At 64.9% G+C, this 24,496-nt stretch carries 19 protein-coding genes; 6 read left to right on the forward strand and 13 right to left on the reverse strand.

Annotation, left to right across the window (positions count from 1 at the left end):
* Positions 1-10 precede the first annotated feature (10 nt).
* The 7 genes from AC066Y_RS18270 to AC066Y_RS18300 form a co-directional block, all read right to left on the reverse strand.
* On the reverse strand, positions 11-715 hold the full coding sequence (locus AC066Y_RS18270; protein WP_478275088.1) for an ABC transporter ATP-binding protein: 705 nt from the start codon (positions 713-715) through the stop codon (positions 11-13).
* Positions 712-1,503 (reverse strand): ABC transporter ATP-binding protein, encoded by a 792-nt coding sequence (locus AC066Y_RS18275; protein ID WP_478275089.1) that lies wholly within the window; start codon positions 1,501-1,503, stop codon positions 712-714. Before AC066Y_RS18275 ends, AC066Y_RS18270 begins: the two co-directional genes overlap by 4 nt.
* Positions 1,500-3,389: an ABC transporter permease gene (locus tag AC066Y_RS18280; RefSeq protein WP_478275090.1), complete on the reverse strand. Its 1,890-nt coding sequence runs from the start codon at positions 3,387-3,389 to the stop codon at positions 1,500-1,502. Before AC066Y_RS18280 ends, AC066Y_RS18275 begins: the two co-directional genes overlap by 4 nt.
* A gap of 232 nt (positions 3,390-3,621) precedes the next feature.
* Positions 3,622-4,836 (reverse strand): ABC transporter substrate-binding protein, encoded by a 1,215-nt coding sequence (locus tag AC066Y_RS18285; RefSeq protein ID WP_478275091.1) that lies wholly within the window; start codon positions 4,834-4,836, stop codon positions 3,622-3,624.
* A 28-nt stretch (positions 4,837-4,864) separates the two neighbouring features.
* On the reverse strand, positions 4,865-5,449 hold the full coding sequence (locus tag AC066Y_RS18290; protein ID WP_029078203.1) for an amino acid synthesis family protein: 585 nt from the start codon (positions 5,447-5,449) through the stop codon (positions 4,865-4,867).
* A 16-nt stretch (positions 5,450-5,465) separates the two neighbouring features.
* Positions 5,466-6,374: a UPF0280 family protein gene (locus AC066Y_RS18295; RefSeq protein WP_478275092.1), complete on the reverse strand. Its 909-nt coding sequence runs from the start codon at positions 6,372-6,374 to the stop codon at positions 5,466-5,468.
* Entirely contained in the window at positions 6,371-7,819 is a 1,449-nt protein-coding gene (locus AC066Y_RS18300) for a 6-hydroxynicotinate reductase (RefSeq protein WP_478275093.1), read from the reverse strand. The genes AC066Y_RS18295 and AC066Y_RS18300 overlap by 4 nt, the downstream gene beginning before the upstream one ends.
* A 276-nt stretch (positions 7,820-8,095) precedes the next feature.
* Here AC066Y_RS18300 and AC066Y_RS18305 point away from each other — a divergent pair, with 276 nt between their 5' ends.
* From AC066Y_RS18305 to AC066Y_RS18325, 5 genes are all read left to right on the forward strand, one after another.
* Positions 8,096-8,563 (forward strand): (2Fe-2S)-binding protein, encoded by a 468-nt coding sequence (locus AC066Y_RS18305; protein WP_478275094.1) that lies wholly within the window; start codon positions 8,096-8,098, stop codon positions 8,561-8,563.
* Positions 8,563-12,096, forward strand: a complete 3,534-nt coding sequence (locus AC066Y_RS18310; RefSeq protein ID WP_478275095.1) for a molybdopterin cofactor-binding domain-containing protein — start codon at positions 8,563-8,565, stop codon at positions 12,094-12,096. The genes AC066Y_RS18305 and AC066Y_RS18310 overlap by 1 nt, the downstream gene beginning before the upstream one ends.
* Positions 12,097-12,157: 61 nt before the next feature.
* The gene (pncB, locus tag AC066Y_RS18315; RefSeq protein WP_478275096.1) at positions 12,158-13,462 is read left to right on the forward strand and encodes a nicotinate phosphoribosyltransferase; all 1,305 of its coding nucleotides are present in this window, start codon (positions 12,158-12,160) and stop codon (positions 13,460-13,462) included.
* Positions 13,463-13,507: 45 nt separating this feature from the next.
* Positions 13,508-14,803, forward strand: coding sequence for an O-acetylhomoserine aminocarboxypropyltransferase (locus AC066Y_RS18320; protein WP_478275097.1), 1,296 nt, complete (start codon positions 13,508-13,510; stop codon positions 14,801-14,803).
* 4 nt (positions 14,804-14,807) lie between these two features.
* A complete protein-coding gene (locus AC066Y_RS18325; RefSeq protein ID WP_478275098.1) occupies positions 14,808-15,587 on the forward strand; it encodes an alpha/beta fold hydrolase in 780 nt (259 codons plus the stop codon).
* Between the two features lie 788 nt (positions 15,588-16,375).
* Here the strand turns inward: AC066Y_RS18325 and AC066Y_RS18330 are convergent.
* The gene (locus tag AC066Y_RS18330) at positions 16,376-16,792 is read right to left on the reverse strand and encodes a cupin domain-containing protein (RefSeq protein ID WP_478275099.1); all 417 of its coding nucleotides are present in this window, start codon (positions 16,790-16,792) and stop codon (positions 16,376-16,378) included.
* Between the two features lie 454 nt (positions 16,793-17,246).
* The gene (locus AC066Y_RS18335; protein ID WP_478275126.1) at positions 17,247-18,035 is read right to left on the reverse strand and encodes a Crp/Fnr family transcriptional regulator; all 789 of its coding nucleotides are present in this window, start codon (positions 18,033-18,035) and stop codon (positions 17,247-17,249) included.
* A gap of 248 nt (positions 18,036-18,283) precedes the next feature.
* On the opposite strand from AC066Y_RS18335, the gene AC066Y_RS18340 reads away from it, so the two are divergent.
* On the forward strand, positions 18,284-18,664 hold the full coding sequence (locus tag AC066Y_RS18340) for a SecDF P1 head subdomain-containing protein (RefSeq protein ID WP_478275100.1): 381 nt from the start codon (positions 18,284-18,286) through the stop codon (positions 18,662-18,664).
* A 942-nt stretch (positions 18,665-19,606) separates the two neighbouring features.
* Here the strand turns inward: AC066Y_RS18340 and AC066Y_RS18345 are convergent.
* From AC066Y_RS18345 to AC066Y_RS18360, 4 genes are all read right to left on the reverse strand, one after another.
* Entirely contained in the window at positions 19,607-20,629 is a 1,023-nt protein-coding gene (locus AC066Y_RS18345; RefSeq protein WP_478275101.1) for a S1C family serine protease, read from the reverse strand.
* Positions 20,630-20,912: 283 nt separating this feature from the next.
* Positions 20,913-21,362, reverse strand: a complete 450-nt coding sequence (locus AC066Y_RS18350; RefSeq protein WP_478275102.1) for a hypothetical protein — start codon at positions 21,360-21,362, stop codon at positions 20,913-20,915.
* Positions 21,363-21,379: 17 nt separating this feature from the next.
* On the reverse strand, positions 21,380-22,981 hold the full coding sequence (locus AC066Y_RS18355) for a GMC family oxidoreductase (protein ID WP_478275103.1): 1,602 nt from the start codon (positions 22,979-22,981) through the stop codon (positions 21,380-21,382).
* 65 nt (positions 22,982-23,046) lie between these two features.
* Positions 23,047-24,270 (reverse strand): cytochrome P450, encoded by a 1,224-nt coding sequence (locus tag AC066Y_RS18360; RefSeq protein WP_478275104.1) that lies wholly within the window; start codon positions 24,268-24,270, stop codon positions 23,047-23,049.
* Positions 24,271-24,496 lie beyond the last annotated feature (226 nt).

Here is a 24,496-nt window from a genome sequence, read left to right on the forward strand (position 1 = left end):
ACCCCACCCCTTACAGCGACAGATGCGCGTCGCGGACATCCGGACGCGCATCGAGTTCCGCCATGGTGCCGCCAAAGCAGATCCGGCCGCGCTCGATGATGTAGGCGCGATCCGAGATCAGCCGGGCGAAATGCAGATTCTGCTCGGAGACGACGATGCTGACGCCCTCCTTCTTCATCGCCAGGATCGCATCGACCATCTGCTCGACGATCTTCGGCGACAGCCCTTCCGAGGGCTCGTCGAGCAGCACCAGCGACGGATTGCCCATCAGCGTGCGCGCGATCGTCAGCATCTGCTGCTCGCCGCCGCTCATGCGCCCGCCGGGCCGGCCGCGCATCTCGCCGAGATTGGGGAACAGCTTGAACAGTTTTTCGCGATCCCATTGCGGCGCATTGGACCGCTTGGGCTGGCGGCCGACCTCGAGATTCTCTTCGACGGTCAGATCAGTGAAGATGCGCCGCTCCTCCGGCACATAGCCGAGCCCGCCGCGCACGATCGCATGTGTCGGCAGCTCAGAGACGTCCCTGCCCTCGAACATGACGCGGCCGGAGCGGTTCTCGACTAGGCCGACGATGGAGCGGAACGTCGTCGACTTGCCTGCGCCGTTGCGGCCGAGCAATGCGACCACCTCGCCCTCGCCGACCTCGAGCGCGATGTCGAACAGGATATGCGCCGGACCGTAGAAGCTGTTGAGATCCTTCACCGTGAGCTTCATGCGGATGCTCCCTCGCGGTGCCGGGCGTCATAGAGGAGGCCCTCGCCGAGATAGATCGCCCGCACCTGGGCATTGCCGCGCACTTCCTCGGGCGAGCCTTCGGCGATCAGGCTGCCGCGGTTGAGCACCAGGATGCGGTCGGCATGCTCGAACACCACGTCCATGTCGTGCTCGGTGAACAGCACGCCGATCGACTGCTCGCGCGCGATCCGCGCCGTCAGCCGCATCAGCTCGACGCGTTCGCGCGGCGCCATGCCGGCGGTCGGCTCGTCCATCAAGAGCAGCTTTGGCTGGTTGGCGAGCGCGATCGCAAGCTCCAGCCGCTTGACGTCGCCATAGGCGAGCTCGCCGCAGGGCCGCTCCGCATAGGCGCCCATGCCGACGAGGTCGAGCAGCCGCCCGGCCTCGTCGCGTGCCTGGCGCGCGGTCGAGGCCCACAGATTGAACAATTGTCCGCCATGCGACACCAGCGCGACCTGCACGTTCTCGCGCACTGTCATGGTCGGGAAGGTCGCCGCGATCTGGAAGGTGCGGCCGACGCCCATGCGCCAGATCACGCGCGGTTTCTTGCCGGTGGTTTCCGCGCCGAGCACGCGGATGCGGCCGCTATCGGGAACGTTCTGGCCATTGAGCATGTCGAAGCAGGTGCTCTTGCCCGCGCCGTTCGGTCCGATCAGTGCCAAAATCTCGCCGGCGCGCAATTCGAACGAGACGCCGCGCACGGCATGCACGCCGCCATAGGATTTTGTCAGCCCCTCGACCGACAGCAATGTGGGAACCATGCTCATTCGGCAGTCTCGATGCGGGAGGTGAGCAGAGGCGACGCCGACGACGACGATTTGCGCCGGCGATGCATGAGGGCTTCCAGCGTGCCGACGATGCCCTTCGGGAAGGCAACCACGATCAGCACGACGAAACCACCGAGCACGAGCTTCGAGAGATCGGTCTGGCTGACCAGCCAGATGTTGAGCGCCTTGTAGACGATGGCTCCCACCACCGCCCCGGACACCGTCTCGACGCCGCCGAGCAGCACCATGACCAGCGCATCGACCGACAGCGAGATGCCCATATTGTCAGGGAACACGCTGCCCTTGAGGTAGGCGAACAGCGCGCCGGCAAGGCCGGCGACGGTGCCCGCGATCACGAAGGCGGTCCACTGGATGCGCTTGCCGTTGATGCCGACGGCTTCGCTGCGCAGCGGCGAATCCCGCGTGGCGCGCAGCGCAAAGCCGAACGGCGAGAACACGATAATGCGGAGAATCACGACCGCGAGCGCGGCGATGCCGAGCGACAGCCAGTAGAAATGCGACGGGCTCGCTGCCCATTTCTCCGGCCAGACGCCGAGAATGCCGTTGTCGCCGCCGGTCACCGACACCCACTGGAACGCGATCGACCAGACGATCTGGGCAAAGGCCAGCGTCAGCATCGCGAAATAGACGCCCGAGAGCTGCACCGCGAAGAAGCCGAACACGGCCGCGCCGAGCAGCCCGAGCAGCGGGCCGAGCAGCAGGCAGGCGATCATCGGCAGGCCGGCCATCTTCGCGAGCAGCGCCACGCCATAGGCGCCGAGGCCGAAATAGGCGGCATGGCCGAACGAGGCGAGCCCGCCGACCGACATCAGGAAATGCAGGCTGACCGCGAAGATCACGAAGATCGCGATCTCCGAGCCGACGGTGAGCACGTAATTGCCGGCGACGAAGGGCAGCGCAGCGGCGACCACAAGCGCCGCGATCGCGGCAAGCCGCTCGTTCATCGTCAACGGCCGCCACGGATTGACCGTGAGGCCAGGCGTGCGCCGCGCCGGCGCCTCCGGCTTGCCGAACAGCCCCCACGGCCGGACGATCAGCACCACCGCCATCACCAGGAACACCAGGATGATGGAGATCTTCGGGAAGATCAGGATGCCGAAGGCGTTCAGCTCCGACACCAGCACCGCCGCGACGAAGGCGCCGATGATGCTGCCGAGGCCGCCGATCACGACCACGACGAAGACCTCGACGATGACGCGCAGATCCATCGCATGATTGACCGCGTCGCGCGGAATCTGCAGCGCGCCGCCGAGCGCGGCGAGGAAGACGCCGAGCGCGAACACGCTGGTGAACAGCCATTTCTGATTGACGCCGAGCGCTGCGACCATGTCGCGGTCCTGCGTCGCCGCGCGCACCAGCACGCCCCAGCGGGTGCGCTGGAACAAGAGCCAGAGCACACCGAGCACGACCGGCCCGAGCACGATCAGAAACAGATCGTAGCTCGGAATATTCTGGCCGAAGAAATCGATCGCACCCTTGAAGCCGGGCGCACGGCGGCCGACCAGATCGTCCGGGCCCCAGATCAGCACCACGAGATCCTCGACCATCAGCGTGAGGCCGAAGGTGGCGAGCAGCTGGAACAGCTCCGGCGAATGGTAGATCCGGCGCAGCAGCACCATCTCCACCAGCACTCCGATCACAGCAACCGCCAGCGCCGCAACGACAATGCCGCCCCAGAAACCGAACGCGCCCGAGAAGCGCTCGGTCAGCGTGAAGGCGACGTAGGCGCCGAGCATATAGAACGCGCCATGCGCGAAATTCACGATCCGCGTCACGCCGAAGATGATCGACAGACCCGAAGCGACCAGGAACAGCGACGCCGCGCTGGCAAGACCGGTCAGGAACTGGACGACGTAGAAGGCCATGGGCGGTCCGCGTTGGAGATCACAAACGTCACTTTCCTTCACCTCGCCCCGCTTGCGGGGAGAGATCAAAACTCAAGCGCAGCTTGAGTTTCAGGTGAGGGGGACTCTCCACGCGCTCGCTCGCGGTGACCGCCCCTCACCAGCGCCGATGCTTCGCATCGGCATTCCTTCTAGACGGCCAAAGGCCGCCTACGCCCTCTCCCCGCAAGAGCGGGGCGAGGGAGAAGAGAAATCAATCCTTCGGCCGCAGCTTCTCGATTTCGGCATCGCCAGGCAGATAGTCCGCGCCCTTGCGATAGGCCGCGTCCACCATGATGCCCTTGCCGTCCTTCAGCGCGGTCTTGCCGGTGAAGGCCCCGAGCGTCGACTGGTGATCGATCTTGCGGAAGGTGATCTCGCCGAACGGCGACGGCATCGAGATGCCTTCCGCCGCCGCGATCAGCTTCTCCGGATCGCTGGAGCCGGCTTTCGCGAGGATCGCCGCCGCGGCCTTGATGGTCTGGTAGCCGACGATCGAGCCGAGCCGCGGATAGTCGTTGTACTTGGCCTGGTAGGCCTTCAGGAACGCGTCGTGCTCCGGCGTCTTGATCGAATACCAGGGATAGCCGGTGACGATCCACCCCTCCGGCGTCTCGTCCTTCAGCGGGTCGAGATATTCCGGCTCGCCGGTCAGGAAGCTCACCACCGTACGGCCCTTGAACAGGCCGCGGGTGTTGCCCTCGCGCACGAGCTTGACGAGGTCGGCACCGAAGGTGACGTTGAGGATCGCTTCCGGGTTCGCGGCGGCAGTCGCCTGCACCACCGGGCCCGCGTCGATCTTGCCCTGCGGCGGCCACTGCTCGTCGACCCACTGGATATCAGGCCGCTTCTCCGACATCAGCTTCTTGAACACCGCGACCGCCGACTGGCCGTATTCATAGTTCGGCGCGATCGTCGCCCAGCGTTTTGCGGGAAGCTTCGCCGCTTCCTCCACCAGCATCGCCGCCTGCATGTAGTTGGAGGGACGAAGGCGGAACGTGTAGCGGTTGCCCTTCGACCAGGTGATGGCATCCGTCAAAGGCTCTGCCGCCAGGAAAAACACCTTCTTCTGGTTGGCGAAATCGCTGACGGCGAGGCCGATATTGGAGAGGAAGGTGCCGGTGAGCATCGCGACGTTCTCGCTCGACACCAACTCGTTGGCCGCGGTCTGCGCATCCGCCGGCTTGCCGCCGTCATCCTTGGAAATGACGACGAGCTTCTTGCCGTTGATGCCGCCGGCCGCGTTGATCTCTTCCACCGCCAGCTGCCAGCCCTTGCGGTAGGGCTCGGTGAACGCCGGCAGCAACGAGTAAGAGTTGATCTCGCCGATCTTGATTTCGCTCTGCGCCAGGGCCTGTGTCGTCATGGCGCTCGTTGCCATGGTGGCGACCGCGATCGCCAATCCCGCCCCTACGAAATAACCACGCATCCCGTCCTCCAGTTTTTCTTCAAAGAGATTATCGCAATCCGTCTTCGCCCTTGACCTCATCAACCGTCAGCCCGCCGACGCGCGGCAGCGGCCGTCCGCTGTCGGTCACTGCCACCGCGACCATGATCTCGTTGGCGCGCGGCGCGTCGTTGATCTGCACCTCCATGCCGTCGAAATGGCTGCGCACGAAGGCGGCGTCCTTGTGCCCGAGCGGAATGTCCAGCGTCGTGCCGGGACCTGAGCGCTTCTTAGACGACGGGATCAGCGCCGCGCCTTTGGAAAGCACCTTGCGCACCGGCGCGCCCATCTTGGGATGCAAGATCGCGGCCGCGTGCTCCAGCTCGCCATTTTCGCCGACGGCAGCCGCCTTGCCGTAGCTGTGCGCCTTGGCGCCATCGATTCCGAGCGCGGCGACTGCCCGCTTGGAAAGCAATTCGCCGAGTTCCTCGCCAATCGCGATCAGCGGCGACAGATCCTCGACATAACGGCCGGCAAACGGGTTTTCGATCACCGCGATCGCGGCGGCGCGCCTTGTCGGCGGTGCGATGGTCTTGCCCATCTCCAGATGGGTCTCCTCGACCACGGTGACGATCTTGCGAATGACGGCGCTCATCTTGCCTCGCTCCCGGTCATGCCTGCAGCATGTGTTCTGTCGTTCTTGCTTGAAACGCGTGCGACGCCGGCGTCCCGTTCCCAGCTGCACCGACAATTCGCGTTTCGCCCAGTAGACGCAATGCCGCGCCTTCGATCAATCCCGACGTCAGGAGGTCGCGCGCCCGCGCCACCCCTGCCTCAAGCGCCTGCTCGATCTCATGTTCCGCCAGCGGCCCGACATCGCGAGTCACCAGCCGTGCGCCGAGATCGCTGTCCGGCTGCAGCTCGCTCGCCGGAACGCGCAGGATCTCGGGATGATTGGGCAGATCGACCGCATTGGCGATCACGGTCGCCGCGGCATCGGCCTGCGACGCCGTCCGCGCCAGCACGGTGACGGCATCGGCAATGCCGAGCGAGAAGCTGCGGCCATGGCGGCCGCTGGTCGCGATGCCGCGAACCGGCATGTCGCTATCCACGGTCATGGTGCGCATCACGCTATGGCGGTCGGGCCGGTCCATCAGGCCGACCGTGAATTGTTCGCCATCGCCGAGATACAGGGCGATGTCACCGCCATTGTTGACAAAGGCGCGGTCGAGCGTCGCGGCCTGCAACATCGCGCCGAGGACTTCCTCGGCGACCGAGCCCGCGACCGCTGCCATCGGCGTAATGAAGCAATCGGCGGCAAACGGCGCGACCGCCGCATGCATGCGCCGCGCAACCACGCCCTTCAGCACGCAGCGCTGCGGATCGGCCGCGCTGCGCAGTTCGGCGAGTTCCGCGCAGAGCTCATCGAGCAAGCCGGTGAAGCGCTGCGCCGCCGCCCGATAGGCGGCGCTGACGTCCGAGCCCCTGCCCCTGGCCTCAATGACCAGATCAATGGGGCCGTCCTGCAAATGCAGCCGCTTGCCGTCAGGAAGAAGCGCGATTTGCGGGAGCCGCGTCATGCGCGCCGCCCGGGAAGATGAGGCATCGGCCGGACTTCGGCGCTGTCCCGCAGCGACGACAGCGGCCGGACAAAATCCATATGGCCGCCGAGCGCCGCGTAGTCCGACAGCTTCATCGTGAATTCGATCGGCGCCACCAGCGCCGGGGTCGGCACATAGCCGAAGGCGCCGACCGGCATCTGCGTGACATCGACCATGAAGGTGATACCGCCGCCGGGCCAGACATAGACCGGCGCGCCGCCACTGGTCACCCGCGTCAGCGCGTCCTTCACCGAGCGGGTCAGCCGCACCGGATTGTCGGTGACGCCAGCGCGCAGCGATCCGCCCGCCCCGCCCATGAACAGCACCGTGCACAGCGCCGGCTCGCAATTCTCCTGGATGCGCTCGACCGAGAATTTGAGGTCCGCCGGCATCTCGGTCTCGATTGGCTTCAGCGCCTCGTCCAGCACGTAGTAGGAAGCATGCTCGCCGGTGGTCGAGACCATCAGCATGGTGAGCCCCGGCCGCGCTTCCTTCGCATTGAAGGGACCGAGGATCGACAGCGGATCGGAGATGTTGGTGCCGCCCCATCCCGTGCCGGGATCGGCAACCTGGAAGTAGCGGCCGGGCGTCGAGCGGCGGCCCTTCATCTTGATGCCGGTGTCGGCGATATCGAGCAGCTTGCCGGCCTGGTGCTCGCTGAGCACGCCGGTGATGTGGTCGTCGACCACCACGACCTCGTCGACCTTGCCGTGCCACTGCTTGGCGAACATGCCGATGGTCGCCGAGCCGCAGCCGACCCGCATCCGCTCTTCCGCCATGCCATTGACGATCGGCGGCCTGCCCGCCTGCACCACCACGGTCGCGCCGCCATCGATGGTGAGCTCCACCGCCTTGCAGTTGGAGAGGTCCATCAACGTGTCGCAGGTGACGCGGCCCTCCTTCTTGGAGCCGCCGGTCAGATGATGCACGCCGCCGAGCGAGAGCATCTGCGAGCCATATTCGCTGGTCGTGACATGACCAACCGCCTCGCCGTCCGCCCGCACGATCGCAGTCTCGGGACCGAGATAGCGGTCGGTGTCGATCTTCACCTTGACGCCGCAATAGGAGAAAATGCCTTCGGTCACCACGGTGACCATGTCGACGCCGTCAACCTCCGACGACACGATGAAGGGCGCCGGCTTGTAGTCCGGATAGGTGGTTCCGGCACCGATCGCGGTGACGAAGAGTTCGGGCTGGCGGACGATCTTGCCGTCCCAGTCGCCGCTCGCCTGGAACGGCACCAGCTTGCCGCCATGCGAGACCGTGCGCTCCAGCACGACATGCGGATCGACCCGCACCAGCATGCCGTCGTGATTGGCATAACGGTCGCACGCGCCGGCCGCGCCCGGCTTGATGTAGCACATTACCGGACAGGCATCGCAGCGGATCTTGTCGCCGGCGGCGACGGTCATTGTGTCAGCCATCGTGACCAAGCCTGGACTTGTGGTGGCGGTCGATCATACTGCGCTTCCGCCTCCCCGCCTATATCGTTCGTATACGAATGATCCTGCGCGCAGGCCCGGGACCTGTCAAGCGGCCTTTGCAATCAAACGCTGCCATTCGCTTGCGCACCCTGTTCATAAAGCGTGCACTCGCTGCAGCGCGGCATGCCGCCGCTTGCACGTTTGTATACAAACGTTATCCTCATCGGCGATCTGACGCTGACATTGCAGCGCAAACATCAGGGGAGAACCAGGGCAATGCGCCTGACCGTCAACGGCAGGAATCATGATGTCGACGCCGCTCCCGACACCGCATTGCTTTACGTGCTGCGCAACGATCTCGAATTGAACGGGCCGAAATACGGCTGCGGGCTCGGCGAGTGCGGCGCCTGCGCGGTGCTGATCGACGGCGTCGCCGCACGCGCCTGCGTGATTCCGATCGAAGGCTCCGCGGGCCGCAACATCGTCACGCTCGAAGGTCTCGGCAGCCGCGAGCATCCCGATCCGGTGCAGGATGCCTTCATTCGCGAGCAAGCTGCGCAGTGCGGCTATTGTCTCAACGGCATGATCATCACCACCAAGTCGTTGCTGACGCGCAATCCGAATCCGTCCGAGCATGAGGTGCTGGAAGCGCTGCGCTACAATCTTTGCCGCTGCGGCGCGCATATCGAAATCATCCGCGCGGCGATGCGTGCCGCCGGCCACGTGATCGAGGCGCGCGATTGATGGCCGGTTCGGAGCAACGCACGCGCGGCTCGCTGTCCGTCGTTCGCCCCGCGGTGCTCGGCGCGGAAGGCGCATTCGAGACCTTCATCACCATCACCGCCGACGGTTCGGTCAACGCCTATAACGGCCATGTCGATCTCGGCACCGGCATCCGCACCGCACTCGGACAGATTGTTGCCGAAGAGCTCGACGTCTCGTTTGCCCGCGTGGTCGTGATCCTCGGCGACACCGCTGTGGTACCGAACCAGGGCGCGACGATCGCAAGCGAAACCATTCAGATCACCGCCATTCCCCTGCGCAAGGCTGCCGCACAGGCGCGGCACTTTTTGCTCGCGCGTGCGGCGGAGCGGCTCGAACTGCCGGCCGACGAGCTCACGATCGAGGACGGCCTCGTCCGCGGTCACGACAACCGCAGCGTCAGCTATGGCGAGCTGATCGCGGATGAAACCATCCGGCTCGAGCTCGCCGACGACGTTCCGGTCAAGGCGGTGGACGCCTATTCCGTCGTCGGCAAGTCGGTGCCGCGCGTCGACCTGCCGGCGAAGGCCACCGGCGAGCTGGTCTATGTCCACGATGTGCGCGTGCCCGGCATGCTGCATGGCCGCGTCGTCCGTCCGCCCTATGCCGGCGTCGACGCCGGGCCGTTCGTCGGCACCAGCCTGATCGCGGTCGATGAAGCTTCGGTGCGGGATATTCCCGGCCTTGTCGCGGTGGTGCGGATCGGCGACTTCGTCGGCGTCGTCGCCGAGCGCGAGGAGAACGCGATCAAGGCCGCCGCGCAGCTCAAGGTGAGCTGGAAGCCCGGACCGGCGCTGACCGATCTCGCCGACATCGAGAAGGCGCTGCGCGCCAATCCCTCGACTCCGCGGCAGCTGATCGACAGAGGCGACGTCGATGCCGCGATCAAGGCGGCGGCCAAGCCGATGCAGCGGACCTATCTCTGGCCCTACCAGATGCACGGCTCGATCGGCCCGTCCTGCGCGGTCGCCGATTACGGAGACGGAGAGATCCGCGTCTGGTCCGGCACGCAGAACCCGCACATCCTGCGCGGCGATCTGGCGCTCTTGATCCAGCGGCCGGAATCCGAGATCGATGTGATCAGGATGGAAGCCGCCGGCTGCTACGGCCGCAACTGCGCCGACGATGTCTCCGCCGATGCGCTGCTGCTGTCGCGCGCGGTCGGCCGCCCGGTGCGCGTCCAGCTCACCCGCGAGCAGGAACACGCGTGGGAGCCGAAGGGCACTGCGCAGCTGATGGACGTCAACGGCGGCCTCAACGCCGATGGCAGCGTCGCCGGCTACGACTTCGTTACGCACTATCCCTCGAACGGCGCACCGACCTTGGCGCTGCTGCTCACTGGGCGGATCGCACCTGAAGCGGCCGTGTTCGAGATGGGCGACCGCACCGCGATCCCGCCCTACGACTACGAGAACATGCGCGTGGTCGCCAACGACATGCCGCCGATCGTGCGCGCCTCCTGGCTTCGCGGCGTCTCGGCGCTGCCCAATACGTTCGCGCATGAATCCTACATCGACGAGCTTGCCGCCGAGGCCGAGGTCGATCCGATCGAATACCGGGTGCGCTACCTGAAAGACAAGCGCGCGATCGACCTCGTCAACGCGGTCGCCGAGCGTGCCGGCTGGACGCCGCGCCCGGTGCGACAAGAACCCGAGGCGGACGGCGACATCGTCCGCGGCCGCGGCTTTGCCTATGCGCTCTACGTGCATAGCAAGTTTCCCGGCTACGGCGCGGCGTGGTCGGCCTGGATCGCCGACGTCGCGGTCAACAAGGCGACCGGCGACGTCAGCGTGACCCGCGTCGTCGCTGGCCAGGATTCCGGATTGATGATCAATCCGGAGGGCGTGCGGCACCAGATCGAAGGCAACGTCATCCAGTCGACCAGCCGCGCCCTGATGGAAGAAGTCTCCTTCGAGCGCGGCGCGGTGACGGCGCGGGAATGGGGCGCCTACCCCATCATCAAATTCCCCGATCTGCCAAAAATCGACGTGTTGATGCTGCCGCGGCAGGACCAGCCGCCGCTCGGCGTCGGCGAGTCCGCCTCGGTGCCGAGTGCCGCCGCGATCGCCAATGCGATCTATGATGCGACCGGCGTGCGCTTTCGCGAGCCGCCGTTCACGCCGGAGCGCATCTTGAAGGGACTGCGCGGCGAGCAGGCCACAGCGCCCGTGCCGCTTGCTCCACCCCCGCAGACGGCTGACCTCAGCAGATGGCAAAATCCGTTTGTAAAGCGCGGCGGGGTGCTCGCCGGCATTGCGGCGCTCTGCACTGCGGCGATCGGCATCGGCGTGGCGGTGCTGCCTTGGCGCGCGATCGCACCGATCGCCCGGCCCGATGCCTCGGTCTATGCCGCAGCGACAATCGCGCGTGGCAAGGAACTCGCGGCGCTCGGCGCCTGCGCGGTCTGCCATACGTCGGAGCACGGTATCGCGAACGCCGGCGGCCGGCCGCTCGAGACGCCGTTCGGCACGATCTACACGACCAACATCACGCCCGACGTCGACACCGGCATCGGCGCCTGGTCCTATCCCGCCTTCGAGCGCGCGATGCGCGAGGGCATTCATCGTGACGGCCGCCATCTCTATCCGGCGTTTCCGTACACGCACTTTGCCATGACCACCGATGCCGACCTGCAGGCGCTCTACGCCTATCTGATGGCGCAGGCACCGGTGCGCGCCGAAACGCCGAAAAACGCGCTGGCCTTTCCGTTCAACCTGCGGCCGCTGCTCGCCGGATGGAATGCGCTGTTCCACCAGCCGCGCGCGTTCCAGCCCGATCCATCGAGATCGGAGATCTGGAATCGCGGCGCCTATCTGATCGAGGGGCTCGGCCATTGCAGCGCCTGCCACTCGCCACGCGATGCGCTCGGCGCGGAGCGGCAGCGCGCCTATCTCGCCGGCGGCTTCGCCGAGGGCTGGGAGGCACCGGCGCTGACGTCGCTGTCGAAGGCGCCGGTCCCCTGGAGCGAGGACGAGCTCTACGCCTATTTGCGCACCGGCGAGTCCCGCCTGCACGGCGTCGCCGCCGGGCCAATGGCGCCCGTCGTGCGTGAGCTCGCCGCGCTGCCCGACCGGGACATCCGCGCGATGGCGGTCTACCTCGCCTCGTTCAACGAGCCCGCCGATCGGCCCGCGCACGATGCCCTGGCCGCCAAGCTCGAAGCGGCCACCGCCGTCACCACCGCCGCCTCGGCGGGCGCGCGGATCTATCAGGGCGCCTGCGCGGTCTGCCATGAGGTCGGCGGCCCACCGCTGTTCGGCAGCCGCCCATCGCTGGCGCTGAACAGCAATTTGCACAGCGACGCCCCCGACAATCTGATCCAGGTGATCCTGCACGGCATCGCCAAGCCGGCCGTGACCGATCTCGGCTACATGCCGGCCTTCAAGGACAGCATGACCGACGGCCAGGTCGCCGAGCTCGCCTCCTTCCTGCGGCGGCAATTTGCCCCGGGCAAGCCGGCCTGGAGCGATGTTGCCACGGCCGTCGGCCGTATCCGGCGGGATATAGCCCGCTGACCTGCCATGTTCCGCCCGATACCCACTGGGCGGGCGGCGCCCGGCAGGCTAAGGTTCCCGCATGACCGTGACAGACATCGCGACCCGGACCTACAACCACGGCTGGCGGCTCGACCCGATCGTGCGCAGCCTGCTCGACACCGATTTCTACAAGCTGTTGATGCAGCAGATGATCCGGGAAAGCTATCCGGACACACGCACGACCTTTTCAGTCATCAACCGCTCGATCCATATCCGGCTTGCCGAGGTCATCGACGAGGGCGAGCTGCGCGCCCAGCTCGACCACGCCCGCACCATCCGCTTCACCAAGAAGGAACTGATCTGGCTCGCCGGCAACACGTTCTACGGCAAGACCCAGATGTTCTCGCCCGATTTCATCAACTGGCTCTCGACCTTCCGCCTGCCCGAATACGAGCTGAACAAGGTCGACGGCCAGTATGAGCTGCATTTCCACGGGCCGTGGACCCACACCACGATGTGGGAGATCCCGGCGCTCGCGATCCTCAACGAGCTGCGCTCGCGCGCGGCGACCAAGACCTACGGCCGCTTCGCGCTCGACGTGCTCTACGCCCGAGCCAAGGCCAAGCTGTGGGCCAAGGTCGAGCGGCTGCGCAAGCTGGACGGATTGCGGCTGTCCGATTTCGGCACGCGCCGCCGCCACGGCTTCCTCTGGCAGCGCTGGTGCGTCGAGGCGGTGAAGGAAGGCCTCGGCCCGTCCTTCACCGGAACGTCGAACGTGCTGCTCGCGATGGACAACGACCTCGAGGCGATCGGCACCAACGCGCACGAGTTGCCGATGGTGGCCGCGGCGCTCGCCAACGACGACCAGGAGCTGCGCTGGGCGCCTTATCGCATCCTCGATCAATGGCGCCACGCCTATGGCGGCAACCTCCTGATCGCACTGCCCGATGCCTTCGGCACCAAGCCGTTCCTGCGCGACGCGCCGGAATGGGTCGCCGACTGGACCGGTTTTCGTCCCGACAGCGCGCCGCCGATCACCGCCGGCGAAGAGATCATCAAGTGGTGGAAGCAGAAGGGCCGCGACCCCAAGGAGAAGCTGCTGGTGTTCTCCGACGCGATGGATGTCGGCTCGATCGAGGAGACGTTCCATCACTTCAAGGGGCGTGTGCGCGTCAGCTTCGGCTGGGGCACCAACCTCACCAACGATTTCGTCGGCTGCGCGCCGGACGGAACCGCCGAGCTCGATCCGATCTCGATCGTGTGCAAGGTGACGTCGGTCGACGGACGCCCGGCCGTCAAACTCTCCGACAATCCGGAGAAGGCCACCGGCATTCCGTCCGAAGTCGAACGCTATTTGCGCGTGTTCGGCAATGTCGGCCGCGTTCGCACCGCTGTTCACGTCTAACCTGACGCGGTAATCACCTTCATCGACTGACCTGACGAGCTTCGCATGCCCGCACCCAAGCCGCCTGCCTTCGAAACCCTGAGCCTGCACGCCGGCCAGCGCCCCGATCCCGCGACCGGCGCGCGCGCGGTTCCGATCTATCAGACCACGTCCTACGTGTTCCAGGACGCCGATCACGCCGCGGCGCTGTTCAACCTCGAACGCGCCGGCCACATCTACACCCGCATCTCCAATCCGACCACATCAGTGCTGGAAGAGCGCATCGCCGCGCTCGAATGCGGCGTCGGCGCGATCTGCACGGCCAGCGGCATGGCGGCGATGCATCTGGCGATCGCGACGCTGCTCAATGCCGGCGACCACATCGTCGCCTCCGCCTCGCTCTATGGCGGCACCATCAACCTCCTGGCGCACACGCTACCGCGCTTCGGCATCACCACGACCTTCGTGAAGCCGCGCGGGCTCGACGAGTTCCGCGCCGCGATCAAGCCGAACACGCGGCTCGTGATCGGCGAGACCATCGGCAATCCCGGCCTCGAAGTGCTCGATATCCCGGCGGTGGCGCAGATCGCGCATGACGCGAAGATCCCGCTGCTGATCGACAACACTTTCGCGACGCCCTACCTCAGCCAGCCGATCGAGCTCGGCGCCGACATCACGATGAACTCGGCGACCAAGTGGATGGGCGGCCACGGCATCGCGATCGGCGGCGTCATCGTCGACGGCGGCCGGTTCGACTGGCGCGCCTCCGGCAAATTCCCGCAGCTCACCGAGCCCTACGCCGGCTATCACGGCATCGTCTTCGACGAGCAGTTCGGCAAGGCCGCCTTCATCATGCGCGCCCGCACCGAGGGCCTGCGCGATTTCGGCGCCTGCCTGTCACCGACCAACGCGTTCCAGCTGCTGCAGGGCATCGAGACGCTCGGCGTCCGCATGGATCGTCACGTCAGCAACACCCACGCCGTGCTGGACGCCCTCGCCGCGAACAAGGCGGTCGACTGGGTGCTGCATCCGTCGCTGGAGAGCCATCCAGACTACGCGCTGGCGAAGAAGCTGTTGCCGCGCGGCGCCGGCTCGATCATAAGCTTCGGCATCAAGGGCGGCCGCGCCGCCGGCAAGAAGTTCATCGAGCAGCTGAAGCTGATCAGCCATCTCGCCAATGTCGGCGACGCCAAGACGCTGGTGATCCACCCCGCCAGCACCACACACCAGCAGATGGACGCCGAGCAGCTCAAGGCTGCCGGCATCGGCGAGGAGCTGGTGCGGCTCTCGGTCGGCATCGAGACCGCGCAGGATATCATCGACGATCTCGGCCAGGCGCTGCGCGCCCCGCAAAGGACTTGAGGCCATGCAGCTTTCCGTCAACGGGTCAGATACCTTCATCGCGACCGGCGGCAGGCCGTTCGATGCATCGCTGCCGGCCGTGGTGATGATCCACGGCGCCGGCTTCGATTCCTCGACCTGGGCGCTGCACAGCCGCTGGTTCGCCCATCACGGCTGTTCCGTGCTGGCGCCGGATCTGCCCGGCCATGGCCGCTCCGCCGGCAAGCCGCTGCCGACCATCGCCGAGATGGCCGACTGGATCGCCGCGCTGATCACCGCGGCCGGCGCGGCGAAGGCCCGGCTGATCGGCCATTCGATGGGCTCGCTGATCGCGATCGAGACCTCGGCACGGCATCCCGACAAGGTCTCCGGCCTCGCGCTGATCGGCACCGCCGCGACCATGACTGTCGGCCCTGATCTCCTGAAAGCCGCCGAAGCGAATGATGCGGCTGCGATCGACATGGTCTCGATCTGGGGCCTCGGCTTCAAGGCCGAGCTCGGCGGCAGCCTCGCGCCCGGCCTGTGGATGCACCAGGGCGCGCAGCGGGTGCTGCAGGAGGCGAAGCCGGGCGTGCTGTACAACGACCTCAACGCCTGCAACGCCTACCAGAACGCGCTGACGGCTGCGGCCGCGGTCAAGGTGCCCGCGACCTTCATCCTCGGCGAGCGCGACATGATGACGCCCGCCAAGGCCGGCAAGGCGCTCGCCGCCGCGACGCCGAATGCCCGCACCGTGGTGCTGCCAGGCGCCGGCCATATGATGATGGTCGAGCAGCCCGACGAGTTGCTGGCTGCGCTGCAGTAGCGAGCCCTTCCCTTCTCCCCTCATGTCCGCCGTAGCCTTGGCCAAGGCGGATGTGGGAGATGGTCGCCAGAGGCGGCCCATGGGGCCGCCGTTGTTGAAGGACGCCGATGCTCCGCATCGGCTATGCGCGGTCCACGCCGGATGAGACGACTGCGTCTGCGTTACAGCCCCCTCAGCCGCTCCGATGCTTTCGCACTCGAAGTGCCCTTTGCCGCGACCACTGGCGACGTTGGAGAACCTCCTTCGAGGGTCAGTCCCCAAAATATTGAAAACAACCCCATGCAAAGTAACGAGGCGACCGCCGACGCTCGGACAAGCAACTTGACACGTCGGGCAAATCAGCGATATCTTCTATTATTCCGAAATCATGCAAACACCCCGACGTCTCCGCAACAGCGTACGCGTCCGTCGCGATTGCGGTCCGAAAATTCTTACCCACCATGCCATTGCAAGGGCGACTTGGCGGGTAAGCACTCGATCCGTATCAATGACCAATGGCGGGGTCGTTGTTCCGGTGGATCGATGCGGGTCCGGAGGACGCGGAGACGATCGACCGTCACGAGCCAGGGCGTGTATTCATAGATCGAGGCGACTCGGCTCACGCGCGCTGGGCGTCTGCTATGGCCGGACAAGATCGCGAAAGCGGACATTGCCGTAAATCCGAGAACGGCCAATCGCGTCGTTTAATAAAGTCGGCCAGCTACTTCCGGTCTACCGTCAACTTCGGACATGTCGCTGCACTGCACCAACCGACGCGATGGGCCAATAAGCGACATTCGCCGGTAGCGCTACTTCTGTTGCGGCTCATCCGCTGGATCGACGAATATTGTCTTCGAAGGACCCTCAAATTGAAGTTGAACGATGGCTTCTTCGTCTAAGGTCCATACGAAATGCGCTTGGCCAGCGGGCACGATAGCGAATGTGCCGACCTTTCCAATTTCCGGGTTGGAGGCGTCAAATCTTTCTCCCTCGCCGTAGTATACCTTGCCGCTCAGGATCGTGGTGTATTCCGCATAAGGATGTCTGTGCGGCGGCGTCTGTCGGTTCGGTGGAAACTTAAATCGTAAAACCACCGTTCCGGCCTTGGTAGGATCGCCGTGCAGCAGCGCTGCTTTCCCTCCCGCAACGAGAGGAACGTCGAACCATTTCAATTGGTCTTCGTGAACGGAATAGGAGTTGACTGTAGGTGGCAAATTATTTGTCACGGAGTGTCCATTCAAATAATCGTTCAGGGCATTATGCCGATATTCTCACACAAACGAACCGGACTTGGAATTGAATAGATGTCCGTTCCGGGTCAAACTGAGACCTCGCACCGACGGGTCGGCACTTCCGGTCTTCATTCGGAAGCGGACATCGTCACGGCCGTCCGGCATGTCTCAAGAGGGCCAACAACAGACTCATGCACTGCAGCAAGACGCTCTCGATTTTGGCTTCGCTTTATCGGCGATGGCCGCAGGCAGCGTGTAATGATCGGACTTCAAGCCCTCCCGAAGGATGAGCGGGAGGACTGTTGCCGATCTGCTCGCCAATGTGGCGCTCGATCCGCTTGGAAAGGTCCCCGAATTCAAGTTTTGCGCCATGCGCGTGAAGCCAGTGAGAATTAGGACGGCGGCGGCCGAGCAGGCGACGGCCGCGATCAATCGCCCGGGGCCGCTGTCAGTTGGCGAGAGGCGGCTGCGGCGCGATCTTGTTCTGCGCGATGATGGCTTCGGCCCGCGCGAGATTTTCCAGCAGGCGCTGGCTGGTCAAGACAAGGAAGTAATAGCCGAACTGCGGGTTTTGGAAGTAGATCTCGAGCAGCTTTTCGTAGCTGATAGTTAGAACGCGGCCATCCTCGATACATTCGATCGTCGCGGTCCGGCGGTTGTCGGGCGTGAGGAAACCAAGCTCGCCCATCAAACGCCCCGGCGGAAGTTCGACGTTGATTTCGACGACCCGGAATTTGCCGGTGACGGTCAGCAGCATTTCGTTGGCCGCGTCACCTTTCCTCATCAAGATATCGCCCTTGCGATACTTGCGGTCAGTCATGAACGGCTTGAGCCACTCCATCGACGTGTCGCCCTGCGTTGCGGTGCGCGCCTTCTTCACGAGAGCGAGCATTTGACGGAGACGGTAGGCATTGATGGGAATCATCAGGAAATAAAGAAGAAAGGTCGTGACGGCTCCGGTGAGCGCACCGAAGATGGCGAAGAACGCGCAACCGATCATGTTCGCGACCCGCAGCGGCACCATCGTGTGCGTCAGCAATGTGGCGACGAAGAAGATCGCGCCGATCAGGGCGAACATATTGGCAAGCGTGATGTTGTGCAGGAAGAGCTCCAGCAGGCGGTTGAAGATGGCGTCCCAGGTCACGTTGTTCGGATCGAGGCCCATTTGGACCAAAATCTTCGCGAACCTGAGGTTGTCGGTTGCTGCATCGAGGATGCGGTCCAGCATGATGGACATATCTCCTTTTGGAGCCGGTGAGGCCAGCTTACCGGAAGTTGTTATTCCCAGCGCAGCAAACTTGACCACCCGACTTCCGAGATGGGTCAAACTCGGAAGTCGCGCGGCCTTCCGCCGAAGTCCGCTGGTCCCCGGTGAGCAGTCATCCGTGGGCCGCGCGATGAGGTCCGAAGGGGCCAATAGGCGAAGTCAGCGCTCTCGTCTATAACGAAGCTGAGTTTCATTTGGTGAAGCTTGGAGCCGAGCAAATGTCGTTCAAGGGCCGATCTCTTCTGATTGCTCTGGCCAGCCTGCTGTGGATTTCAGACTGCATGGCGGATGAACTCGCACTCGTGCTCAGCAGCGCCGAAGCAACTCGTGACAAGCGAACAGGAAAGCCAGTCGTGGATTTAGCTTTCCCGAACGCTTCCCGTGAGCCGCTGCATAAATGGAGCCAAGACAACGTTGGTAAAATGATCGAACTGCTCGTTGACGGTCAGGTCGTTTATCGGGGGATGTTGAGAGAGCCGATGTACGGGCCGCATCTTCGTATCAACGGTGATGACTGGACAAACGAAGCGACTAACGACCTCGTGCGACAAATCTCTAAGGCCCCGAACGGACAAGTTGAGCTCCGGTCGTCACCATAGTCAAATTGGCCAGCTTTGGGTCAGACTGAGACCTCGCACCGACGGGTCGGCACTTCCGGTCTTCGTTCGGAAGCGGCCATCGTCAAGGCCGTCCGGCATGCCTCAAGAGGGCCATAAGCGGTCATTCAAGCCAGTCGAGAGCGAATTCGCTTGCCTTGCTTTGAGTCCTTTTGCACTCTCAGACAAGGAGGCCGATGCATGAAGATAATCACCGTCGCGTGCGCTCTTGGAGCGGCCCTGGTGCTGTGCAACCTCGGGACGTCTGGTGCTGAAGCCCGGGCGCGGAAGGCACAAGTCGTTCATGAACCAAGGAGGATTGTTATCCCGGGGCCCGTGATAAGGCCAACTCCGTGGGATTATTATGTTGTTCCACGATATCGTTATCGCCCTGAAGACGACCGGGTTGATCCATACGGCCCGCCCCTGGTGTCGTCGTGGCGCCTCTATGAGGGGTGGCGGTGGCCATATTGGTGGTGAACAGCGATCACGCCAGACAGATCGCATTCCGGGGGAAGTGGTGATCGTCCCCTGACGGACGGTGAAGCGTAACGTCAGGATAAGACCGCGCATCGCGATGCCGCGTTGTGGCAGCGGACCGCTACGGGTCACAACCGGCAAAGCTCAGGACGAGCACAAGATTTCCGCTTCGCCGCCAAGACCCGGCATTTTGCACGTTTGTGAGTACAAGCCCTGGTCCAGTCGGTCCACACGGATCGCGTTGCCAAAAACGCTTACGAGCACGACCACGCAGGCGGTCGGAAAGAATTTCCACGCGGCTGCTAGCGGCACGCGTCGGACGGCGGAGGCGCTGTTTGTAGTCACTTTCAGACGCAGAACGCTCCCCGAAAAGAAGTTGCACGCCACACCTCTACCTGCGGGGGCCGGCAAGCCACCCTCTCCCACAGGGGGAAAGGGTCAGGCGAGTTCGTGGATCGACCGTGGTCACTGCTTCGCCGGCTTCCTCTCGATCGGATGGATCTCGATCGCGCGCAGGCGGCCGAGGCGGAGCACGTCCATCGACAAGGTCCGGTCGATCCGGCTGTGATCGAGCGCGCGGATCAGGTCGTCGACGCCGTGGATCTCGATGCCGTCGAGCCCGATCGCGACGTCGCCCGGTAGCAGCCCGGCCCGAGCGGCCGGGCTATCCGGCTCGATCTGCATCAAGAGCGCGCCCATCTTGTTCTCGACACCGGCGAGCACCGCGTGGCGCCGCGGCACCGGCGCGGTTTGCCCGGAGACGCCGATATAGGCGCGGCGGACATAGCCGTGACGGATGATCTCCGACAGCACGAACTGCGCGGTGTTGCTCGCGACCGCAAAGCAGATGCCCTGCGCGCCGTTGATGATCGCGGTGTTGATCCCGATCACCTCGCCCTTCGACGACACCAGCGGCCCGCCGGAATTGCCGGGATTGAGCGCGGCGTCGGTCTGGATCACATCCTCGATGGTGCGCCCGCTGACCGAGCGGATCGAGCGGCCGAGCGCCGACACCACGCCGGCGGTGACCGTCGATTCGAATCCGAGCGGATTGCCGATCGCGACCACGAGCTGGCCGCGCCGCAAGGACTTGGAGTTGCCGAGCGAGGCATAGGGCAGATCGCGCGCGCCGTCGGCCCGCAGCAGCGCGAGATCGGTGTCGGGATCGACGCCGAGCACATGGGCGTCGGTGACGAAGCCCTCGGTGTCGCGCAGGCGGATCTCCTTCGACGATCCGACCACATGGCTGTTGGTCAGCACGAACCCGTCGGGCGAGATCACGATGCCCGAGCCGAGCCCGCCGCGCTCACGCGCGTTGCGTACCTTCGGCCCGGTTTCGACCCGGACCACGGCGGGACCGACACGATCGGTGACGTCGATCACGGCATTGGAATAGGCGTCCAGCAAAGCCCGGTCATCAACTTGGGCAGCATCGTCCGCCCGCGGTGACGCCCTGTCACCGGCGGCATCTGAGGTAAAATCCAGCATGGCGAGAATCCTTTGGTCCCCTCAGATGGTGACCTGCTCCCACCGCTGCAAGTGGTTACGTCCCGCACCTGCCCGGTTGGCTAGGGCAAGATGAGTTTGGATCGAAACGGCTCGGCCGCGCACTTGCTTCACCTCTCCCCGACGGGGAGAGGTCGATTTGCGAAGCAAATCGGGTGAGGGGCCGCGACACCAATGAGGGACCGTAGCCCCTCACCCGGCGCGATGCGCCGACCTCTCCCAAGGGAGAGGTGGAGCTTCGCTGTCGGTGCAGATCAGCCTGATCCTAGGGCGCCCGCCGCAGCGTGCCGCCGCGCGCCTTGACCGGATCGAGCAGCGACCAGTCGCCGTCCGGCAGCACGTGGCCCTTCGGGAACGGCGCGCGCGGCTCGAGCCCGAGCGAGCGCAGCACACGGTCGTCGCGGTAGTAGCATTGCAGCACGACGCGGACGAGCGTCGCCGCGGCGGCGCCGCCACGGCCACGAAACGCCTGCGCCACCGCATCGCGCCCGGCATCATCGAGCTCGGCAAGCGGCTTGCCGGCGAGCTTTGCCAGATGATCGAGCGCCTGCGCGACCGGCGCGGTGTCGCGGCCGAGCGTTGCGAGCATGTCGGCCTGGATCACGGCATCATCGGCCCCCGGCACCTTGTACTCGGCACTTTCGGGAACGATCATCGCAGCGATGGTGCGGAGATCGGCGCGCTGGGCTGCGGTCAGTTGCTTGCTATCGGACATGTCGGTCTCTGACGGTCTCAGTCGAACAGATTGGCGAGGCGCTGCTTCATCTGGTCGGCGATGTAGAGCGCAAGGGCCTGGATGGTGGAGGTCGGGTTCACGCCACCCGAGGTGACGAAGATGCTGCCGTCGACGATGAAGAGGTTCTTCACGTCGTGCGCGCGGCCCCATTCGTTGACCACGGAGCGCGCGGGATCGGTCCCCATCCGCGCGGTGCCGAGCAGATGCCAGCCGCCCCACGGGATCGGATCGTTGATGCAGATGTCGGTGGCGCCGGCGGCCTCGAGAATCTCGCGGCCGCGCGCCAGGCCATGGTCCATCATCTTCCGGCTGTTCGCGCTGATCGTGTAGTCGATCTTCGGCGCCGGAATGCCGTGGCTGTCCTTCAGGACCGGATCGAGCGTGACGCGGTTATGCTCCTCCGGCAGATCCTCGCAGATCGCCGACACCGCGAGGCGATGACCGTTGAGCTTGCGGAAGACGCGGTGATGGTCCTTGCCCCAGGGCAGGATGCCCTTCTGCTCGCTCGCGACCGCCTCGAACACCGGCCCGGCGCCGCGACCGAACTGGATGCCGTAGCCGCGGACGAAGCCGCGCGACAGGTCGGTGTCGTAGAACTCCTTGCTCCACAGGCAGGTCGGCGGCGCGCGGTTAGAGTCGGTCGGCTCCTTCACGAAGCCGTAGACCTGTGCGTAGGGGTGGAACATGAGGTTCTTGCCGACCAGGCCCGACGAGTTGGCGAGGCCGTTCGGGAATTTTCCCGACACCGAGTTGAGCAGCAGCCGCGGCGTGCCGACGCCGTTGCAGGCGATGATGACGACCTCGGCCGGCTGGAATTGCTCGACGCCATCCTTGTCGTAATAGACGACGCCGGAGGCCATGCCGTGCTCGTTGGTCAGGATCTCGCGCACCCGGCAATGGGTCTTCAGCTCGACCCCGGCGCGGATTGCGTGCGGCCAGTAGGTGATGTCGGTCGAGGCCTTGGCGCCCTGGGCGCAGGCCGGCGTGCAATGGCCGAGATTGATGCAGCGCGCCCTGCCCTCGTAGTCCATCGTCGCAACCGTCGTGTCCGACGGCCACCAGTGCCAGCCGAGCTTGTTCATGGCCTTGCCGATCAGCGGGCCTGACAGCCCGAGCGGCTGCTGCGGCATCGGCGGATGGCTGAGCGGCGACAGCGGATCGCCCGACAGGCCCGAGACGCCCATCATGCGATCGTTCTCCTCGAAGAACGGGGTGAGCGCGTCGTAATCGATCGGCCAGTCGTCGGCGACGCCGTCGAGCGTCTTCACCTTGAAGTCGGACGGATGCAGCCGCGGCCAGTGCGCGGTGTACATCACCGTCGAGCCGCCGACGGCGTTGAAATTGACGACCTTGATCGGCGAATTGTCGTCGTTGATCGGATAGTCCTCGGGCCGCTTGCGGACATTCGGGCTGGACGACCACTCGCCGTAGAATTTCGCCTCCCAGTCGCGCCCGGTGCTCGGATATTCAGCAGGATTCATCCAGCCGCCCTGGTCGAGGCAGAGGATATGCATCTTGGTGTCGGCGAGGCTCCAGGCCACCGCGGCGCCGGAGGCGCCAGCGCCGATGATCAGGACGTCAACGGGATCGTTCTTCATTCTTATTCCTTGGAGTCTCTTCTTCCGTCATTGCGAGGAGCGATAGCAATGACGGGTGATGCGGCTCAATTCACGATTCTCACCGGCAAGCTTCGTATACCGCGGATGAAATTGGAATAGAGCCTTTGCGGCGGGCCCATCAGCTCAAAACGCAGATCGCGCGCCAAGACCTCCTCCCAGAGGATGCGTAATTGCTGCTCGGCGAGGCGGTCGCCGACGCAGCGGTGGACACCGGCGCCGAAGGCGAGATGCTGACGCGGCTTGGCGCGGTCGATGATGAATTCATCGGCACGCTCGATCTTGTCCTCGTCGCGGTTGCCGGAGATGTACCACATCACGACCTTGTCGCCCTTGCTGATCCGCTTGCCGGCGAGCTCGACATCGTTGCGCGCGGTGCGGCGCATATGCAGCACCGGCGTGTGGTAGCGGATAGTCTCGGACACCAGGTTCGGGATCAGCTCGCGCCGGGCGCGGACCAGTTCGAACTGCTCGGGATTCTCGCACAGCGCCATCAGCCCGGCCGACATCGAGTTGCGTGTGGTGTCGTTGCCGCCGACGATCAGGAGCCCGATGGTGCCGATGAACTCGCGCGGCTCCAGATTTCGAGTGGCCTCGGAATGCGCCAGCATCGAGATCAGGTCGAAGGTCGGAGCCGCATCGACCCGCGCATCCCATAGCTTGCGGAAATATTCTCCCATCTTCACCAGTTCGGCGGTGCGTTCAGCCTCCGAATGCACCACCGCGTCAGGCGAATCGATGTTGGCGATCGCGACATCCGACCACCAGGTCAGCTTGGCGCGGTCCTCCGCGGGGAAATCGAACAGCGTCGCCAGCATCATGTTGGTGAGTTCGACCGAGACCCGCTCGGCCCAGTCGAAGGTCTCGTTGCGCGGCAGCGCGTCGAGCACGGCCGTGGTGCGCTTGCGGATCAAGGCATCGAAATTGGCGAGGTTTGACGGCGCCACGATCGGCGCGACCGTGCGACGCTGCGCGGTGTGGCCGGGCGGGTCCATGCGGATGAAGCTCGGCCGCTCCTGCCCCTTCGGCTGGTCGGCGACCTGGATACCGCCGAGCTCCGAGGCCGAGGAATAGTTCTGGTGGTCCAGCTCGACCGCAAAGATGTCGTCGTAGCGCGTCACCGACCAGTACGGACCGTAGGCCGAAGCCTCGCAAAAATGCACGGGATCGTCGCGGCGGAGCTGCGCGAATAGCGGCCGCCAGGTGTCATCCTGATAAAGCCGGGGGTTACTGACGTCTGTCGACGTCGGCCTGCGCAGCGCCTCTCCCATCGCTTCACTCCCACAGGTTCCGTCGCCGCTTGCCGGGCGATCGTCTTTGTCAGCCGACGATAGAGGAAATCCCGCGGCTGAGTAAAGCTATGGGGCGGACCGTCCGCCGCGCGGAATGCGCGCGGGCCAGCGCACCCGGCAAATCGCGATGGCAGCCCCGCTGTTCGAGGTTTGTCGGCAGCTACGAGACCGGCTAGCCTTGCCGGCAATCAACCCATCAGGGAGC

Source organism: Bradyrhizobium sp. USDA3010 (genome assembly GCF_056429065.1).

Excerpts from the sequence above, each read along its gene's own strand:
- AC066Y_RS18270 (WP_478275088.1), bottom strand. The coding sequence starts at position 715 with ATGAAGCTCACGGTGAAGGATCTCAACAGCTTCTACGGTCCGGCGCAT.
- AC066Y_RS18275 (WP_478275089.1), bottom strand. The coding sequence starts at position 1,503 with ATGAGCATGGTTCCCACATTGCTGTCGGTCGAGGGGCTGACAAAATCC.
- AC066Y_RS18280 (WP_478275090.1), bottom strand. The coding sequence starts at position 3,389 with ATGGCCTTCTACGTCGTCCAGTTCCTGACCGGTCTTGCCAGCGCGGCG.
- AC066Y_RS18285 (WP_478275091.1), bottom strand. The coding sequence starts at position 4,836 with ATGCGTGGTTATTTCGTAGGGGCGGGATTGGCGATCGCGGTCGCCACC.
- AC066Y_RS18290 (WP_029078203.1), bottom strand. The coding sequence starts at position 5,449 with ATGAGCGCCGTCATTCGCAAGATCGTCACCGTGGTCGAGGAGACCCAT.
- AC066Y_RS18295 (WP_478275092.1), bottom strand. The coding sequence starts at position 6,374 with ATGACGCGGCTCCCGCAAATCGCGCTTCTTCCTGACGGCAAGCGGCTG.
- AC066Y_RS18300 (WP_478275093.1), bottom strand. The coding sequence starts at position 7,819 with ATGGCTGACACAATGACCGTCGCCGCCGGCGACAAGATCCGCTGCGAT.
- AC066Y_RS18305 (WP_478275094.1), top strand. The coding sequence starts at position 8,096 with ATGCGCCTGACCGTCAACGGCAGGAATCATGATGTCGACGCCGCTCCC.
- AC066Y_RS18310 (WP_478275095.1), top strand. The coding sequence starts at position 8,563 with ATGGCCGGTTCGGAGCAACGCACGCGCGGCTCGCTGTCCGTCGTTCGC.
- pncB (WP_478275096.1), top strand. The coding sequence starts at position 12,158 with ATGACCGTGACAGACATCGCGACCCGGACCTACAACCACGGCTGGCGG.
- AC066Y_RS18320 (WP_478275097.1), top strand. The coding sequence starts at position 13,508 with ATGCCCGCACCCAAGCCGCCTGCCTTCGAAACCCTGAGCCTGCACGCC.
- AC066Y_RS18325 (WP_478275098.1), top strand. The coding sequence starts at position 14,808 with ATGCAGCTTTCCGTCAACGGGTCAGATACCTTCATCGCGACCGGCGGC.
- AC066Y_RS18335 (WP_478275126.1), bottom strand. The coding sequence starts at position 18,035 with ATGTCCATCATGCTGGACCGCATCCTCGATGCAGCAACCGACAACCTC.
- AC066Y_RS18340 (WP_478275100.1), top strand. The coding sequence starts at position 18,284 with ATGTCGTTCAAGGGCCGATCTCTTCTGATTGCTCTGGCCAGCCTGCTG.
- AC066Y_RS18345 (WP_478275101.1), bottom strand. The coding sequence starts at position 20,629 with ATGCTGGATTTTACCTCAGATGCCGCCGGTGACAGGGCGTCACCGCGG.
- AC066Y_RS18350 (WP_478275102.1), bottom strand. The coding sequence starts at position 21,362 with ATGTCCGATAGCAAGCAACTGACCGCAGCCCAGCGCGCCGATCTCCGC.
- AC066Y_RS18355 (WP_478275103.1), bottom strand. The coding sequence starts at position 22,981 with ATGAAGAACGATCCCGTTGACGTCCTGATCATCGGCGCTGGCGCCTCC.
- AC066Y_RS18360 (WP_478275104.1), bottom strand. The coding sequence starts at position 24,270 with ATGGGAGAGGCGCTGCGCAGGCCGACGTCGACAGACGTCAGTAACCCC.